The organism is Paracoccus haeundaensis, assembly GCF_006239215.1.
In the GTDB taxonomy this organism is placed as follows: domain Bacteria; phylum Pseudomonadota; class Alphaproteobacteria; order Rhodobacterales; family Rhodobacteraceae; genus Paracoccus; species Paracoccus marcusii.
In genome coordinates this window covers 1-15,610 of sequence record NZ_VDDC01000005.1, presented here as the reverse complement: position 1 = coordinate 15,610, position 15,610 = coordinate 1, and the positions used below count along the sequence as shown (strand labels likewise).

The 15,610-nt window shown below is 70.1% G+C and carries 16 protein-coding genes and 1 tRNA gene; 6 read left to right on the top strand and 11 right to left on the bottom strand.

All coding sequences use genetic code 11. The features are described from left to right. Positions 1-57 precede the first annotated feature (57 nt). The 4 genes from FHD67_RS02035 to FHD67_RS02020 all read left to right on the top strand — a co-directional run bounded on the left by FHD67_RS02035 (position 58) and on the right by FHD67_RS02020 (position 4,071). Positions 58-570 carry a hypothetical protein gene (locus FHD67_RS02035; protein WP_046000948.1) on the top strand — a complete coding sequence of 171 codons (513 nt, stop codon included), beginning with the start codon at positions 58-60 and terminating at the stop codon, positions 568-570. 19 nt (positions 571-589) lie between these two features. Next, positions 590-1,780 carry a hypothetical protein gene (locus FHD67_RS02030; RefSeq protein ID WP_046000947.1) on the top strand — a complete coding sequence of 397 codons (1,191 nt, stop codon included), beginning with the start codon at positions 590-592 and terminating at the stop codon, positions 1,778-1,780. Next, the gene (locus tag FHD67_RS02025) at positions 1,777-3,024 is read left to right on the top strand and encodes a glycosyltransferase family 4 protein (RefSeq protein WP_139597671.1); all 1,248 of its coding nucleotides are present in this window, start codon (positions 1,777-1,779) and stop codon (positions 3,022-3,024) included. The genes FHD67_RS02030 and FHD67_RS02025 overlap by 4 nt, the downstream gene beginning before the upstream one ends. A 165-nt stretch (positions 3,025-3,189) precedes the next feature. Beyond that, positions 3,190-4,071, top strand: a complete 882-nt coding sequence (locus tag FHD67_RS02020) for a polyprenyl synthetase family protein (RefSeq protein ID WP_139597670.1) — start codon at positions 3,190-3,192, stop codon at positions 4,069-4,071. Here FHD67_RS02020 and FHD67_RS02015 read toward each other — a convergent pair. The 6 genes from FHD67_RS02015 to fni are packed head-to-tail and all read right to left on the bottom strand — an operon-like array spanning position 4,068 to position 9,964. Beyond that, positions 4,068-4,982 carry a phytoene/squalene synthase family protein gene (locus FHD67_RS02015; protein ID WP_139597669.1) on the bottom strand — a complete coding sequence of 305 codons (915 nt, stop codon included), beginning with the start codon at positions 4,980-4,982 and terminating at the stop codon, positions 4,068-4,070. The two genes, FHD67_RS02020 and FHD67_RS02015, sit on opposite strands and share 4 nt — an antisense overlap. After that, positions 4,979-6,484 carry a phytoene desaturase gene (locus FHD67_RS02010; protein WP_139597668.1) on the bottom strand — a complete coding sequence of 502 codons (1,506 nt, stop codon included), beginning with the start codon at positions 6,482-6,484 and terminating at the stop codon, positions 4,979-4,981. Before FHD67_RS02010 ends, FHD67_RS02015 begins: the two co-directional genes overlap by 4 nt. Continuing rightward, on the bottom strand, positions 6,481-7,641 hold the full coding sequence (crtY, locus tag FHD67_RS02005; RefSeq protein WP_139597667.1) for a lycopene beta-cyclase CrtY: 1,161 nt from the start codon (positions 7,639-7,641) through the stop codon (positions 6,481-6,483). Before crtY ends, FHD67_RS02010 begins: the two co-directional genes overlap by 4 nt. Next, entirely contained in the window at positions 7,638-8,126 is a 489-nt protein-coding gene (locus tag FHD67_RS02000) for a sterol desaturase family protein (protein WP_045982218.1), read from the bottom strand. Before FHD67_RS02000 ends, crtY begins: the two co-directional genes overlap by 4 nt. Beyond that, complete coding sequence (locus tag FHD67_RS01995) at positions 8,123-8,851, bottom strand: fatty acid desaturase (protein WP_127898117.1); 729 nt, start codon at positions 8,849-8,851, stop codon at positions 8,123-8,125. Before FHD67_RS01995 ends, FHD67_RS02000 begins: the two co-directional genes overlap by 4 nt. Before the next feature lie 30 nt (positions 8,852-8,881). Next, positions 8,882-9,964: a type 2 isopentenyl-diphosphate Delta-isomerase gene (gene fni, locus FHD67_RS01990; RefSeq protein WP_139597666.1), complete on the bottom strand. Its 1,083-nt coding sequence runs from the start codon at positions 9,962-9,964 to the stop codon at positions 8,882-8,884. Between the two features lie 195 nt (positions 9,965-10,159). On the opposite strand from fni, the gene FHD67_RS01985 reads away from it, so the two are divergent. After that, positions 10,160-10,249, top strand: a tRNA-Ser gene (locus FHD67_RS01985). 191 nt (positions 10,250-10,440) lie between these two features. On the opposite strand, the gene FHD67_RS01980 is transcribed toward FHD67_RS01985, so the two are convergent. After that, positions 10,441-11,508 carry an SDR family oxidoreductase gene (locus FHD67_RS01980; protein WP_139597665.1) on the bottom strand — a complete coding sequence of 356 codons (1,068 nt, stop codon included), beginning with the start codon at positions 11,506-11,508 and terminating at the stop codon, positions 10,441-10,443. A 100-nt stretch (positions 11,509-11,608) separates the two neighbouring features. Here FHD67_RS01980 and FHD67_RS01975 point away from each other — a divergent pair, with 100 nt between their 5' ends. After that, on the top strand, positions 11,609-11,992 hold the full coding sequence (locus tag FHD67_RS01975; protein ID WP_046000940.1) for a winged helix-turn-helix transcriptional regulator: 384 nt from the start codon (positions 11,609-11,611) through the stop codon (positions 11,990-11,992). On the opposite strand, the gene FHD67_RS01970 is transcribed toward FHD67_RS01975, so the two are convergent. From FHD67_RS01970 to FHD67_RS01955, 4 genes are read right to left on the bottom strand one after another with little or no spacing between them, the layout of a single operon-like run. Then, on the bottom strand, positions 11,989-13,140 hold the full coding sequence (locus FHD67_RS01970; RefSeq protein WP_139597664.1) for a BatD family protein: 1,152 nt from the start codon (positions 13,138-13,140) through the stop codon (positions 11,989-11,991). The genes FHD67_RS01975 and FHD67_RS01970 overlap by 4 nt on opposite strands. Next, positions 13,137-13,754, bottom strand: coding sequence for a hypothetical protein (locus FHD67_RS01965; protein WP_139597663.1), 618 nt, complete (start codon positions 13,752-13,754; stop codon positions 13,137-13,139). Before FHD67_RS01965 ends, FHD67_RS01970 begins: the two co-directional genes overlap by 4 nt. Then, positions 13,751-14,653 (bottom strand): VWA domain-containing protein, encoded by a 903-nt coding sequence (locus FHD67_RS01960; protein ID WP_139597662.1) that lies wholly within the window; start codon positions 14,651-14,653, stop codon positions 13,751-13,753. Before FHD67_RS01960 ends, FHD67_RS01965 begins: the two co-directional genes overlap by 4 nt. Next, entirely contained in the window at positions 14,650-15,591 is a 942-nt protein-coding gene (locus tag FHD67_RS01955) for a VWA domain-containing protein (RefSeq protein WP_139597756.1), read from the bottom strand. Before FHD67_RS01955 ends, FHD67_RS01960 begins: the two co-directional genes overlap by 4 nt. Between the last annotated feature and the right edge of the window lie 19 nt (positions 15,592-15,610).

Sequence of the window (15,610 nt, the reverse complement as noted above, 5' to 3'; positions counted from 1 at the left end):
GCGGTCATTGGACAGGCCCAGCATGTCGGCGACGGCAAGGCTGGGCCGCTTGGGATCATGACACTCCATACCGACCTGCCCCCCGCCCTGCTGCGCCGGACCGAAGTCACCGTCGGCAGGCACGCGGCCCGGCCCGACCTGATCGTGCCGTTGGCCCGCCAGATGCACCGGGAAAGCCTGTTCGCGGACCTGCCCTTCGACCAGCCGCAGGTGGAGCGCCTGCTGGCACAGGTCCATGACGACAGCGGTTATCACGGTGCCGTCGTCGTGTCGCTGGAGGCCGAGCCGGTGGCCTTTGCGCTGTTCGCGTTCGAACCGATGCGGACCCATTCCGCCAGCTGGATCACGGTGATCCACACCGCGCATCTGCGCAGCGACATCCGCGACACCGCCACGGGGTCCGCCGTCTGGCAGCGGGTGATGCTGGCCGTGCGCGGCTGGTCCGCGCCGCGCGGCGTCCGGGGCATCCAGGTTGCCCTGGGTCTTGGCGTCGCCGTTCCGCGGATGGACGCGCTGCTGACCGCGGATGGCGCCACGCCCCTGGGCGGCGCCTTCTTCAGTCGGCTGTAATGTCCGCGCGGGCCCCACGATGACCGCCCAGCTGACCCATGACGACCCCAGACTTGGCCTGCGCCCGGCAGAGGCGCGGGCCGACGATCCGTTGACCGGTGTCGCGATGCGCCTGCTGGGCGATGCCCTGACGGGCAGCGGCGACGAATGCGTCTGTGCCCCCGCCCTTGGCGTGCCGGTGCGCCTGCTGGCCCTGCGGCGCGGGGCGGACCTGATCCACGTGCTGAACCCCCGCCTGTCGTCGCTGTCCGACCTGCACCTGAACCGTGCCGAGACACGGCCCCAGACCGGCCCCGTGCAGCGCCATGCCTGGCGCGCACGGCGCGTGACCCTGGCCGGGACGCAGCCCGGCGGCCTGCCCCTGTCGCTGGACCTGGACGGTCCGCTGGCCATCGCCGTCCAGCAGGCGGTCGAGCTGCTGGACAATCGCGACGCGCTTTCCTGGGTCACGCCCTTCCACCGCGCCTGGCTGCGGGCGACCGACGCCCCGGTCCGGGCCCGCGCGCGGGCGATCAATCACGGCCTGCACCGCCCGGATGGGGCGGCGCTGCGCCTGCTGGACGACCGCCGGGTGCAGGTGCTGAGCGATGACGGCACCCCCTTGGGCGTGATCGACGCGCTGAACCCGGCCATGCCGGTCGAGGGTTGGGCGCGTCGCTGCCTTGGGCTGCTCTGCGCGACATCGGCCCTGAGGCACGTGATGGTGACAGGGCCGGCGCATCTGCCGCTGGCCGTTGCGGCGCTGGCCCTGGTGCCCGGCCTGACGGTGCATCACCCCGCGGCGGGCTGGCCCCTGGCAGCGATGCAGGTGCTTGACCTTGGCGCGGCGTTCCGGCCAGCGCAGCTGTCGGATGCGGCACCCGATGCGCCGCGGCTGGATGCGATCGTCGCGGGGGCGGATGACGACTGGCTGCACGGCCCGGACGCGCTGGCGCGCATCCGCCACGCCGGGCGGCGCCTGTCGGGCGACGGCGGCGTCCTGCTGATCCATGGAACGGGCCCCCTGCCCGCGATCCGCGACCTGCTGCAGGCCGCGTTTCCCGCGGTCCATGCGGTCCTGGACGGCGATGCGACGTTCCTGGTCGCGACAAAGGCGCGGCTGGACCTGGGCGTCGCCCATGCCCGCGTGCAGGCCATCGTGAACCGCACCGATCAGCAGCCGCTGCTGGCCGCGGGCTGCACGGGCTGGCAGACGGCTCCCCGGTCATGACGGTCGCCGCATCCGTGGCGCAGCGGCCGCGCATCCTGTTCCTGCACCTGTCCGGCCCCGGCCAGTTCGAGTTCCTGGGCCGCTGGCTGGCGGGCCAGGGCTGGGACGTCACCTTCATGCATGGCGGCATCGACGCCGACCCTGCCCATGACGGCATCCGCACCCGCCGATTTGCGCTGCGCGACACCACGATCCCCACGGGCGATCCGCGTCACATCCTTGACCACGCCGCGCAGAACTGCCGCGGCGCGACCGAGCTGATGTTCCGCATGCGCCATTCCGAAGGCTATGTCCCCGACGTCGTGGTGGCCCATGCGGGCTGGGGCGTGGGGTTGGGGGTCAAGCTGGTCTGGCCGGACTGCACCTATGTCGCCTATCACGAATGGTATTACACCGACCGCAACTGGGACAAGCGTCGGGCGGAAAAGCCCGCCGACCTGGCGGTGATGATCTCGGACCGGATGCGCAACCTGCCGATCACCGGCGAATTCGACCTGGCCGATGCCAGCTGGTGCCCGACGCTGTTCCAGGCCAGCCGCTTTCCTCCGGTGCTGCGCCGCCAGATCACCGTGATGCCCGATGGGGTCGATTGCGACCTGCACCGCCCCGACCCGCAGGCGCGCATCGATTTCGACTGGTTGCGCCTGCCCGCCGACCGCCCCGTGATCACCTATGCCACCCGCGGGATGGAGCCCTTGCGCGGCTTTCCGCAATTCCTGCGCGGCGTCGCCCGCCTGCAGGCGCGGCGTGACGACTTCGACACGGTGATCCTGGCCAATGACAGCGTGTCCTATGGCCGACCGCTGGCGCGCGGCGACAGCTGGTGGCTGCGGATGATCGACCAGCTGGACCTGGATCACCGCCGCATCCACGTGAACGCCATGCGCCCGCGCGATGAATATGTCCGCACGCTGCAGGCCTCGCACGCGCATGTCTATTTCACCGAGCCCTTCGTCACCTCCTGGTCCCTGTCCGAGGCAATGGCCACCGGATGCCTGGTGATCGGGTCGAACACCGCCCCGGTGCGCGAACTGGTCCGCGACATGGAGAATGGCCTGATCGTCGACATGGACGACGCAGACGAGGTCGCGGACGCGATGGCCTGGGTGCTGGACAATCCGGGTGACGCGGCCGACCTGCGCCGCGCCGCGCGCCGGACGATCCTGGCCGATCACGATGCGGCGCGGGTGTTTCCGGCCAAGGATGCATGGCTGCGCGCGGCCATCGGCGCGGCGGTCCACTGACCTTGTTGGACAAATTGCCGCGCGACCCCGCGTCGCCGTCGAAAAGGCTCGCAATCGGGCGTGAACCGTTCCAACATGGGGACTGTTGACGGTGGATGACGGGTCACGGGGTGCCGCCCCGGCCTGACCTTCCCGCCAGGTCAGAACCCAAGCGCGAAGGCACTGATGAGACGAGACGTCAACCCGATCCACGCCACCCTTCTGCAGACCAGACTTGAGGAGATCGCCCAGGGATTCGGTGCCGTGTCGCAGCCGCTCGGCGCGGCCATGAGCCATGGCGCGCTGTCGTCGGGCAAGCGGTTCCGCGGCATGCTGATGCTGCTTGCGGCAGAGGCCTCGGGCGGGGTCTGCGACACGATCGTCGACGCCGCCTGCGCGGTCGAGATGGTGCATGCCGCATCGCTGATCTTCGACGACCTGCCCTGCATGGACGATGCCGGGCTGCGCCGCGGCCAGCCCGCGACCCATGTGGCGCATGGCGAAAGCCGTGCCGTGCTGGGCGGCATCGCCCTGATCACCGAGGCGATGGCCCTGCTGGCCGGTGCGCGCGGCGCGTCGGGCACGGTGCGGGCGCAGCTGGTGCGGATCCTGTCGCGGTCGCTGGGACCGCAGGGCCTGTGCGCCGGCCAGGACCTGGACCTGCACGCGGCCAAGAACGGCGCGGGGGTCGAACAGGAACAGGACCTGAAGACCGGCGTGCTGTTCATCGCCGGGCTGGAGATGCTGGCTGTGATCAAGGAGTTCGACGCCGAGGAGCAGACCCAGATGATCGACTTTGGCCGTCAGCTGGGCCGCGTGTTCCAGTCCTATGATGACCTGCTGGACGTCGTGGGCGACCAGGCGGCGCTTGGCAAGGATACCGGCCGCGATGCCGCGGCCCCCGGCCCGCGGCGTGGTCTGCTGGCCGTGTCCGACCTGCAGAACGTGTCCCGCCACTATGAAACCAGCCGCGCCCAGCTGGACGCGATGCTACGCAGCAAGCGCCTTCAGGCTCCGGAAATCGCGGCCCTGCTGGAACGGGTTCTGCCCTACGCCGCGCGCGCCTAGGCGTGATGCGGCCGGGTCCAGAGGCCCTGCCGCGACACGCCCGCCCCCGGCAGGCGTGATCGCGCGACATCCCAGCCCCCGATGCCCAGCAGCCCGATCTTGGCGGCCTTGGACGTGCTGATCCGCTGGCGATAGGCCTGCGGCCCGCCCTTGCGGATGCGCAGCCCGATGGCGCGATAGATCCGCAACGCGGCGGCGATGGACCAGGCGCAGCGCGGCGGCAGATCCGCCAGACCCACCCGCGCCGACGCGTAATAGGGTTCCGCCGCATCCAGCAGCCGCAGGATCACGGTGTACAGCTCCGGCGACGGCACCGGCCCGTCGATCCGCGCGCCCGCCTGGTCCAGCCAGTCCCCCGGCAGATAGCACCGCCCGATGCGCGCATCGTCGATCACATCGCGCGCGATGTTGGTCAGCTGGAACGCCAGCCCCAGGTCGCAGGCGCGGTCCAGGACAGGGTCGTCGCGCACGCCCATCACGCGGGCCATCATCACGCCGACGATGCCTGCGACGTGATAGGAATATTCCAGCACGTCATCCAGCGTGCGATAGTCGCGCGCCTCGACATCCATCGCAAAGCCTTCGATCAGGTCCATGGGCCAGGCCTGCGGAAAATCATGCCGCCGCGCCACCGCGCGCAGCGCCGCAAAGGGCGGGGTCACCGGACCGTCGCCCTGCAACGCGGCCAGCGTGTCGGCGCGCAGGCCGTCCAGCCGCGCCTGCGGGTCGTTCACCGCCTCGGGGCGGCTGCCCAGGGCCTGACCGTCGATCACGTCATCCGCGTGGCGACACCACGCATAGAGCATCACCGTGTCGTCGCGGATGCCCGGCGGCATCAGCTTGGCCGCCGTGGCAAAGCTTTGCGACCCTTGGGTGATCGCCTCGGTCGAGGTCAGGACCAGATCGCTCATGCGCCCGCCAGGTCGGACAGCATCACCTGGGCCGTGGCCTTGGCCGAGCCCACGACGCCCGGAATGCCCGCGCCCGGATGGGTGCCCGCGCCGACCAGATAGAAGTTGCGGATCGTCTTGTCGCGGTTGTGCGGCCGGAACCACGCGGATTGCGTCAGGATCGGCTCGACCGAGAAGGCGCTGCCATGATGGGCGTTCAGTTCACTGGCGAAATCGGCGGGGGTGAAGATGCGCGTGGTGGTCAGGTTGGCGCGCAGGTTCGGGATCAGCCGCTCCTCCAGACTGGCCAGGATGCGGTCGGCATAGCGCGGCCCCTCGACCGCCCAATCGATGTCCGCGCGGCCGAGATGCGGCACCGGGGCCAGCACGTAATGCGTGGACATGCCCGGTGGCGCCATGTCCGGGTCGGTCGTGCAGGGCGAATGCAGATACAGCGAGAAATCCTCGGCCAGCTTCGGGCCCTTGAAGATCTCGTTGACCAGCTCCTTGTAGCGGGGGCCGAACAGGATGGTGTGATGCGCGATGTCCTTGGGCGCCTCGCGCAGACCGAAATGCAGCACGAACAGCGACATGGACCAGCGCTTGCGGTCCAGCGATTTCGCGCGGCTCTGCCCGCGGGCCGTGTGGCCCAGCAGGTCGCGATAGTTGTGCATGACGTCGCCGTTGCTGGCGACCATGTCGGCCTTCAAAGACCGCCCGTCGGCCAGGGTGACGCCCGTGGTCCGCGCACCCTCGGTCTCGATCCGCGCGACCTTGGCGTTCAGCATCATCTGACCACCAAGCCGTTCGAACAGCGTGACCATGCCCGCGACCAGCTGGTTGGTGCCGCCCTTGGCGAACCAGACCCCGCCGCGCCGCTCCAGCGCGTGGATCAGCGCATAGATCGAACTGGTCGAGAAGGGATTCCCGCCCACCAGCAGCGTGTGATACGAAAACGCCTGCCGCAGATAGGGGTCCTTGATGAAGGTCGCGACCTTGGCATGGACGGACTTGTAGGCCTCAAGCTTCATCAGCGCGGGCGCGGCCTTCAGCATCTGGCCCAGCTTCAGGAAGGGCACGGTGCCCAGCTTGACGTAGCCCTCCTGGTACACCTCCTCCGCGTAATCGCGGAAGCGGCGGTATCCCTCCAGATCGTCCGGGTTGAACTGGGCGATCTGGCGCTCCAGCTGATCGGCCTCGTTTACGTAATCAAAGACCTTCCCGCCCGGCCACATCAGCCGATAGAAGGGTGACACCGGCATCAGCGTCACGTCGCGCGCCATGTCCTGCCCGGTCAGCGCCCACAGCTCTTTCAGCGCATCGGGGTCGGTGATGACCGTGGGACCTGCGTCGAAGACGTGTCCCTGATCGTGCCAGACATAGGCGCGCCCGCCGGGCTTGTCCCGGGCCTCGACCAGGGTGGTGGCGATGCCCGCGGACTGCAGGCGGATGGCCAGGGCCAGCCCGCCAAAGCCTGCGCCGATCACGATGGCGGTCTTGGCCGCAGGCGAATGGGCGTTCATGCGTTTTCCTTCAGCAGGGGACGTTCGGGCAGGCAGCGGATGGCCGTGCCAAGGGGAATGGGCGGTTTACCGGTGACGATGCGCAGCTGATCCGCCACGCTCAGCCGGCCAGCATAGAAGCGTTCGATCAGTCCATGCGGCATGCGGTAGAACCGCTGCAGCAGGGTATAGCGCCGATCGGGCGCGCAGCCGCGGAACAGCATCCGGTTCAAAAGGCGCAGAAAGCGGTCGCGGCGTGCCCGGTCGATCGCGTAATCGCGGATGGCGCCGCGCAGCGCGTCGGTGCCGGGCGGCCCGGACAGGCCCGCCACCACGTCCGCCACCTGCGCCGCATAGGGCAGCGAATAGCCGGTGACCGGGTGAAAGAACCCCGCGCGCAGTCCCACGGGGACAGGTCCCGCCGCGTGATCGGTCCAGAAGCCCGCCGCGTCGTGGGCCAGCGCAATGGGCAGGATGCCGCGTTCGCGCCGGACCTCGGCCCCGGTCCAGCCCCGCTGGCGGGCATAGTCGTGGGACGCCGCCGCCAGCGCGTCGTCGTCCAGATCGCCGCCATCGGAATAGCGCGTGTCCTCGATCAGGATGCGCGTCGGAGAGAAGGGCAGCAGATAGATGAAGCGGTACCCGTCCTGCTGGGTGACGGTCGCGTCCATGATCATCGGGCGGGGCACGCCGTGGGGGCGGTCGGTCTCGATCTCGACGCCCACAAATTTCTGGAAACCCACGGTCAGATGCCGCGACGGCTGCGCGCCCCGCCCGTCCAGGACCGCGCCCGCCTCGATCCGGGTGCCGCAGGACAGCGTCGCCCCGTGAGCATCCAGCAGGGCGATGTCGCTGTTCCAGCGGATCTCGGCGCCCGACCGGACCACCGCATCCGCCAGCGCCACCCCGTCCAGCGACCCGTAACCGGTGGCCAGCCGCCGGGCATGGCGGGGAAAGCGCACCTCCTGGTCGGGCCAGTTGGCGCGGCGCAGGGGCTTCAGCCGCGCCAGCCAGTCCGGCAACAGGTCGGGGTCGTGGCAGGACCAGGTGTGGCCGTCTGACGGTCCCGCGGCATGGTCCAGCAGCAGCACGCGCAGGTCGGGCCGCGCCGCGCGCAGCGCCAGGGCGATCAGCCCGTTCGCAAGGCCCGCCCCTGCCAGCAGCACGTCATGGGTCACGTGCGCTCCTGCGCCTCGGCTCGCAGCACGCCCGACGTCTTCAGGTCCTGCTTCAGCTTGTCGACCGGGGGCGCATAGATGAAGCCGAAGCTGACGCAATGGTCGCGCCCCTCGACCGCATGGTGCAGGCGGTGCGCCTGATACAGGCGGCGGGCATAGCCCTTGCGTGGCACATAGCGGAACGGCCAGCGCTGATGCACCAGCCCGTCATGCAGGACGAAATAGATCAGCCCATAGACGGTCATGCCCAAGGCGATCCACCACAGGACCGGCGCCCAGATCCAGCCTACCGTGAACAGCACCGTGGCGATCACCGCAAAGACCAGGCCGTACAGGTCGTTCTTTTCCAGCGCGTGGTCGTGTTCCTCGTGGTGGGACTTGTGCCAGCCCCAGCCCAGGGGGCCATGCATGATCCAGCGGTGGACGGAATAGGCCGTCAACTCCATCACCAGCACGGTGGCGACGACGATCAGGAAATTGGTCATGCGGTGTCCCCCTTTGTGCGGGTGCTGGGCAGGCGCCACCACGGCACCGTCGGGTGCAGGTGGTGTTCGTGATGATAACCGCCAAAATGAAAGCAGGTCAGCAGCGACACGGGGTCGCTGATCCGCGACGACCGCGCATTATGGCGGTCCGGGAACGCGTCGTGGCCGGGGCGGTGCGGCAGCCAGGTGCCGAACACGAACAGCTGGATCGACGCCAGGATCGACGGCAGCGGCCAGAAGACCACGTACATCCAGCGATCCCCCAGGATCAGCGCATAGACCGTCACGATGACGGGCAGCAGCAGCCCCTCACGCCAGCCGAAATAGGTGCCGATGAAGCGGGCGTACCAGCGGACCGGGCCGCCATGGTCGAAATCGGGGTCGTCGTCGGTTCCGGCATGGCGGTGATGGGCCATGTGCTTGACGATCATCTTGCGCCACGAAAATCCGGCATACAGCCACAGGACCAGCTGGCCCATCGCCGCATTGGCGCGCGGACGCCCCGGCACGACCGACCCGTGCATCGCGTCATGCGCGATGATGAACAATCCGACCGACAGCCAGGTCAGCCCCAGGAAATTCGCGATCGCCAGGATGGGATGCGCCGCCGCGTCCAGAAACCACAGCGCATGCACATGCAGGGCCAGCCACGCGGCGATGATGCCGCCCGAGACGATCAGGCTGGTGGCGGTCAGATCTGCCTTGGGCAGGGCATGTGCGCTCATCTTGTCCCCCGGACCGGCGATCCGCGCAAACTACAGTCCCGCATCGCCGGTTTCCATCCCCGTTGCTTGCGACCATTGGCCACCCGGCCCAGGCACCAGCAAAGGCGCGCGGCGCAGCGCCGCAAGGTCGCCGGATCCCGTGCAGAACATCGCGATGCGCAGCTGGGTCACGACGTCAGACAGGTGATCGGACAGGGCCTCGGCGCTGTGGCGCGCGGCGGGCAGCGCGCGGGCCGCCTGCCCCACGAGGTCCGCGCCAAGGCGGATGGCCCGCGCGGCGTCCAACCCGTGACGCACCCCGCCCGACCCGACCAGAACCTGGTCCGGACCCATCATCGGCGCGATGGCGCGCAGCGACGCGGTCGTGGGAATGCCCCAGTCGTGGAACGGTGCCGCCAGCGCCTGCAGGCGGTCGGGGCCGCGTTCGGCCTCGACCCGCGCCCAGCTGGTGCCGCCGGCGCCGGCGACGTCCAGGATCGTCACGCCCGCGTCGATCAGACGGCGCGCCACGGGCGCCGACAGCCCCGCACCGACCTCCTTGACGCCCAGGGGGACCGGCAGGCTGGTGGCCAGCTCCTCGATCCGCGGCAGCAGGGCCGCAAAATTGCGGTCACCACCTTCCTGGATCGCCTCCTGCAGTGGGTTCAGGTGCAGGATCAGCGCGTCGGCCTGGATCATGTCCACCGCGCGCTGCGCCTGCGCCACGCCAAAGCCATAGTTCAGTTGGACCGCGCCGATATTGCCCAGGATCGGAATCTGGGGCGCACGCGCACGCAGGCTGGCGCCCAGGCCGCCATTGCCGCCCGCCTCGACCGCGATGCGCTGCGATCCGACGGACAGGGCGATGCGGTGATGGGCGCAGGCCTCGGCGATGTGCAGGTTAATGCGTTCCGCCTCGTCCGGACCGCCGGTCATGGCCGAGATCAGCAGCGGCGCCCCCAGGCTGCGTCCCAGGAACCGCGTTCCCGTAACGACGGCATCCATGTCCAGATCGGGCAGCGCCTGATGCAGGAACCGGACCTGGTCGAACCCGCTGTCCAGCCGGTCCTGCGCCCCGCGGCCTTCGGTGACGATGCGCAGGTGATCCGACTTGCGACGAGAGATTTCGGTCATGTCCTGCCATCCGGTTGCGTCATCCGACTATCGCGTCAATGCCTTCCGGGTTCCAGCCCCAGTTCCAAGAGGACGAACTGTCGCGTGCCACGGTCCGGCGCCGTCGAACCCTTTGGACGGCGCCGCGCGGCGATCTGCAAAAAGGGGCCAGAAAGCCCCTTGCCCCCCCTTGGCGACATCCATATACGGGTCGGCGGAGACGTGGCCGAGTGGTCGAAGGCACACCCCTGCTAAGGGTGCAGGCCCGAAAGGGTCTCGAGGGTTCGAATCCCTTCGTCTCCGCCATCACCTTACCGTCACGATATGATCACCTGATCAGACGCGGTTCTGTGGTCGTCGTGAATGTCGTCGGGCGCCTCCGTCGCATGACCAAAGCACCGTCGGCCATGGGCCAGGCGAACCATCATTCCGTCCGCGGCGATGAGGGTGCCGGTCGCCCGACATCCTCACCGCAGCAGATGCAGATCTTTGGACGGTCAGCGGCGGGGGATGATCCGGTCCGCCTCAAGCTGTTCGAACAGGTCGATGAACGCCTCGTCCGTCGCCTGATAGGCGGTGAAGCCCAACTTGCGGCTTTTGGACATGTCGGTCACGACCTCGATCGGCCGACCCAGGTCGGCGTCAGTGTGCCACGGCGACACAAGGCGGGTGATGTCCGGCTCGGCCAGCCCCTCGCGTTCGGCGATGTGTGCCCAGATCGCGGCGTCGTCCGCCATCTGGTCGGCCAAGGGGCGTTCGGTGCCGTCGAAATCCTCGGTTTTGACGCCGAACCAGTCGGCCAGACGGTGCCACATCCAGTTCCAGCGGAAGACGTCGCCGTTGACGATATTGAAGGCCTGGTCATGCGCGGCGGGCGTGGTCGCCGCCCAGATGACCTGGGCGGCCAGCTGGCGGGCGTCGGTCATGTCCGTCAGGCCGTTCCACTGCACGGCCGATCCAGGAAAGCGGAACGGGCGCCCGGTCTCGCGGCAGATGGTGGCATAGACGGCCAAGGTGGTGCCCATGTTCATGGCGTTCCCGACCGCCTTGCCGATGACGGTGTGTGGCCGGTGGATGCTGTAGGTGAAGCCGTCGCGGCGCGCGGCCTCGAACAGTTCATCCTCCTGCGCGTAATAGAAGTTCGCAACGTCCAGCCGCCCCTGATCCTCGCGGAACGGGGTCTTGGGCAGGCTGCCCTTGCCATAGGCCTCGAACGGTCCAAGGTAGTGCTTCAGCCCGGTCACCAGCGCCGCGTGGCGCACGGTGCCAAGCGGACGCAGACCGTTGAACAGGTTGCGCAGCATCAGGGCGTTGACGCGGATGTTCTCGGCCTCGGTCGACTGGCGCAGCCAGGTGGTCAGGAACACATGCGTCGGGGCCAGACCGTCCAGGGCGGCGGCAACGGATGCGGGGTCCAGCAGGTCGGCGGCCACGGGCGTCACGCCCTCCTGCGGCTGCGGATTGCGGCTGAGGCCCAGGACGGCCCATCCGTCGCGGACCAGTTGGGCGGCGATGGCCTGGCCTTGAATGCCGGTGGCGCCGACGACCAATGCGGTGCGGGTCATGAATCTCTCCTGTCTTTGTGCTGTCAGAGGATCTAGTCAGCGCGGCGCGGTCGTGCCAGACGGCACCAAATTGGGACATAGCCACCGAAAGGTAACCACCATGGAACCCGGCAGCATCGACACCGACTGGCGCGAGGATTGCGCCCCCCGACGCACGATGGAGATCTTTGCCACGAAATGGACCAGCATGATCCTGCACACGCTGCATGCCCAGCACGGGGGCGCGGCGCGCAATGGGGTGCTGCTGCGCAGCCTGCCCGGGATCTCCAAGAAGATGCTGGTGCAGACCCTGCGCGAGATGGAGGACAGCGGCCTGATCGACCGCCATGTCGAAAGCACGGTTCCGCCGGCAGTCGAATACAGCCTGACGCCGCTTGGCAGGCGCTTCGTCGATCTGGTCGAGACGGTCTATGCCTGGGGCCGGGCCAATGCCGACGCGCTGGATCAACTGCAGGCCCGCGCGACGTCCCGGCGCAACCGCTAGGCCCGCGACCAGTCGCGCAACCAGCGCATCGCGTCGAACCCCGGCGCGCCGGCGGGGGCATAGATCTGGTGGTCCAGCTGGCGCAGCAGGGCCTGCCTGCGCGGCCCGCCGCCCCCGCGCCACGCCAGATGTGCCGCCGCGGCCGCACGCAGCCTGGTCAGATCGCCGATGGCCGCCGCCCTGCGCATCGCGGCCGCATGCGGGCCGGGCCGCAGCCGGCGCAGGCCGCGCCCGATCGCGGGCAGCCTGCCCCACAACACCACGGCCAGCGCGACCACCCCGCCCGACAGCGCCAGCCCCGCCATCTGCCAATGCAGGGCGACGCCCGTCCCCGATGCGGTGCTGAAACCCGCGAAGCCGAAGGGGATCGGCTTCATCGCCGCCACCTCGATCCGGCGGCTGTCGGTGTCCAGCCAGGGAAAGGGGATCGCGGGCAGGACGCCTGGCTCGCCCGTGCGGGGGCGCATCTGCCATTCCCAGACCACGCGGGCGACCGGGCCGTCCGGGGTGGGGATCGTCTCGCGGATTTCCGGCAGGGTAAAGCTGATCAGCCAGGGCTGGGCGATGTCGGGGCGCGGCGGCAGGTGATGGGCCATCGCGCCCAGGGCCTCGATGGTGACGCGGCGGGTCAGGATGTCGTCCTTGGCCAAGCGGCCGGGCGGTGCGGACAGCTCGTCCGTCAGCACCAGCCTGCGTGCCGTCAGGGGGCGGCCCGAATGGGGAAAGGGCTTGACCGTCAGGCGCGTGATGCCCGACGTGACGCTGACCTCCTCGCGGACGCCGCTGCGGGTGATGTTGGTCAGGTTATGGGTCAGCGGACCGATGGTCAGGTCCCCTGCCCGGCGCGGAAACAGCGCGATGTCGCGTTCGAAGATCTGGATCATCCGACCGCCGATGCGTTCCTGGAACCAGCGGTCGCGGTCGATCTGCATCCAGTCATAGGCGTCGGACGACGGAAAGGTTAGGCTTTCCAGCGACACGGTCAGGTCGTATTCGCCGCGGAGCGTCAGGCGCACCATCTCGGCCACGACGGGGTTGCCGTGATCGTGCAGGATCAGCAGCCGCGCCTCTCCGGGGGCCAGGGGTGCGGGGGTTTCGGCGCGCAGCGGCGTGGCCAGCATCAGCAGCAAGAGGATCAGCCGGATCACCACGGGTCACCCGCCTCTGGCCGGATCAGGCCCAGCCCGGCGCGCCGGTCGTGTTCGCCCTGCAACCGCAGGGCCAAGAATTCGCCGGGATCGTCGGCGATGGTTTCCAGCCACGCGTCGCTGGCGGCCATGCCCCGCGCCTCGACCGGTCGGCGCCAGCTTTCGGCGGCGGCGTCGGTCAGGGCGTTGGCGATCATCTCGTCCGGGGCGGGACGCCCGCCCCGCCCCAGGATGCGACCCGGTGCGACGCTGTCGCCCTGCTGCGGCGGAAACATCGTCGCCACCAGGTCGCGGCTGGCGCGGGCCTGTTCGTCGGCGGGGTTGGCGAACAGCACCGCGTCGAAATAGGCGACCGCCAGGGGATAGTCGCCTGTGGCGGCCAGCGACAGCGCGCGGTTGTAGGTCTGCGACCGGCCCGCGCGGGCGAAATCGGCATCGGCCAGGTCATGGTCGCCCAACCGGTAGTGGGCCACGCCCCGTGCGCCCGGATCGTCCAGCAGGATCAGCGCGACCCGGTCCCACCCCGCCCGCAGCGCCAGCGCACCAAGCGCCGCGGGGCCGGCAAGGACCAGCGCCGCCACGGCCAGGACCAGAAGGACCGCCGCCGCCCTCATTGCCGCCGCCTCAGCATCTGCAGCAGCGGCAGGGCGGCCAGCGCGGCCAGGAACGGCCCCAGATCGCGATAGCCGAGGGCCGTCACCGCCGGATCGCGACGGCGATCGCCCCCCTGGCGCAGCCGGGCGGCCAAGCCGTCGACATCCTGTGCCAGCACCATCTGACCGCCCGATTGCACCAGCTGCGCCAGCGCATCGGGCGCAGGGGTGGGCGCCTGCGGCGCGGCGCCCACGACCCGGACCGCCCAGATGCGCGTGCCCAGGGCGGCCAGACGCCCGGCCTCGGCCACGGCCTGGCCATCGACCCCGGCCCCGTCAGAGATCAGGACCAGATCGGCCTGCCCCGCATCGCCGAACATCTGCCCGGCCAGGCCGATGGCGGCTGCGGGCCTGCTGCCCTGGCCGGGCACCGTGTCGGCATCCAGGACCGCGATCAGCGTCTGCAGCGTGCGCGGATCGGTGGTGGGGGCGGATGCGGCATAGGCCTCTCCGCTGTAGAGGATCAGGCCGACGGGCCGGCCGGCCAGCCCCTGCAGCAGGGCGGCGGCGGCCTGTTGCGCCTGCGCCAGCGCCGGTCCCCGCGCGACCGAGGGGGACAGGTCGATGGCGATCAGCACGCTGTCGGTGCGCGCCAGGACGGGCGCATCGGCGCGCGGCAGCGCCGGCCCGGACAGGCCCAGCACCAGCAGCGCCGCCGCCCCCACGGGCAGCAGCGGGCCCCACCGGCCGGTGCTGCCGCCCAGGGCGCCAAGCGCGCGCATCGCGGCCAGCATGTGCGGAGGCATGACCTGTTCCCACCCGCCGGCGGACGGCCCGCGACGGTCCAGCCACCACGCCAGCGCCAGAAGCGGCACCAGACCCGCTAGCCACCACGGCCGCAGCAGCAGCGCGCCGGTCATTCCCGCCTCCGGATCGCGGCCAGCATCAGGCAGGCGGCGCACAGCATCGCGGGCCAGATCCACAGCGACCGCCAATAGCGCAGCGGCGGCCGTTCGCCCGGGCTGGGCTCCAGCCGGTCCAGCGCCTGCGCCATCGCGGTCAGGTCGGCGGTGTCGCGCACGCGAAACAGCGCGCCCCCCGCGGTTTCGGCCACCGCGCGCAGGGTCGCCACGTCGACCGCGTCGCGGGCGGTGGGGCGGGTCTCCAGGTCCTCGGGGCCCAGGGCGATGGTGTGGATGCGCAGCCCGTGCGACGCCGCCAGGCGCGCCGCGTCCACCGCCAGCACGCTGCCCGAGGTGTCGACCCCGTCCGACAGCAGAACCACGACCCGGCCGGGTGACGTGCTGTCCTGCAGCCTGCGGATCGCCAGGCCCAGGCCATCGGCGATGGCCGTGCCGCGGCCCGACACGCCGATCTGCGCCTCGTCGATGGCCTGAACGACGGCGTTCAGATCGAAGGTCAGCGGCGCCGCGACATAGGCGCGTCCGCCGAAGATCACCAAGCCGATCCGGTCGCCCGTCCGGCTTTGCACAAAGGCGCGGGCGGTGCGCTTGACCGCGTCCAGGCGGCTGACGGGCTGACCGTCCAGGGTGAAATCGGCCTGTTCCATGCTGCCCGAAAGGTCCAGTGCCAGGACGATGTCCCGCCCGCTGGCGGGAACCACCTGGGCCTGGCGTTCCACCTGCGGCCCCGCCAGGGCGACGACAAGCAGCACCCAGGCCGCAGCCGCCAGCCACGGGGCGCGGTGCAGCGGCGGCAGGCTGCCAGGCGTGGCATGGGGCAACAGGTGGTCGGGCACGTCCAGCGCCGCGCGGGGTCGGACCACCGGCGGCAGCAGCCAGCGCAGCAGCAGCGGCAGCGGCAGCAGCGCCAGCAGCCAGGGTGCGGCCAGGCTCACCTGCGCCACGGACGGCGCA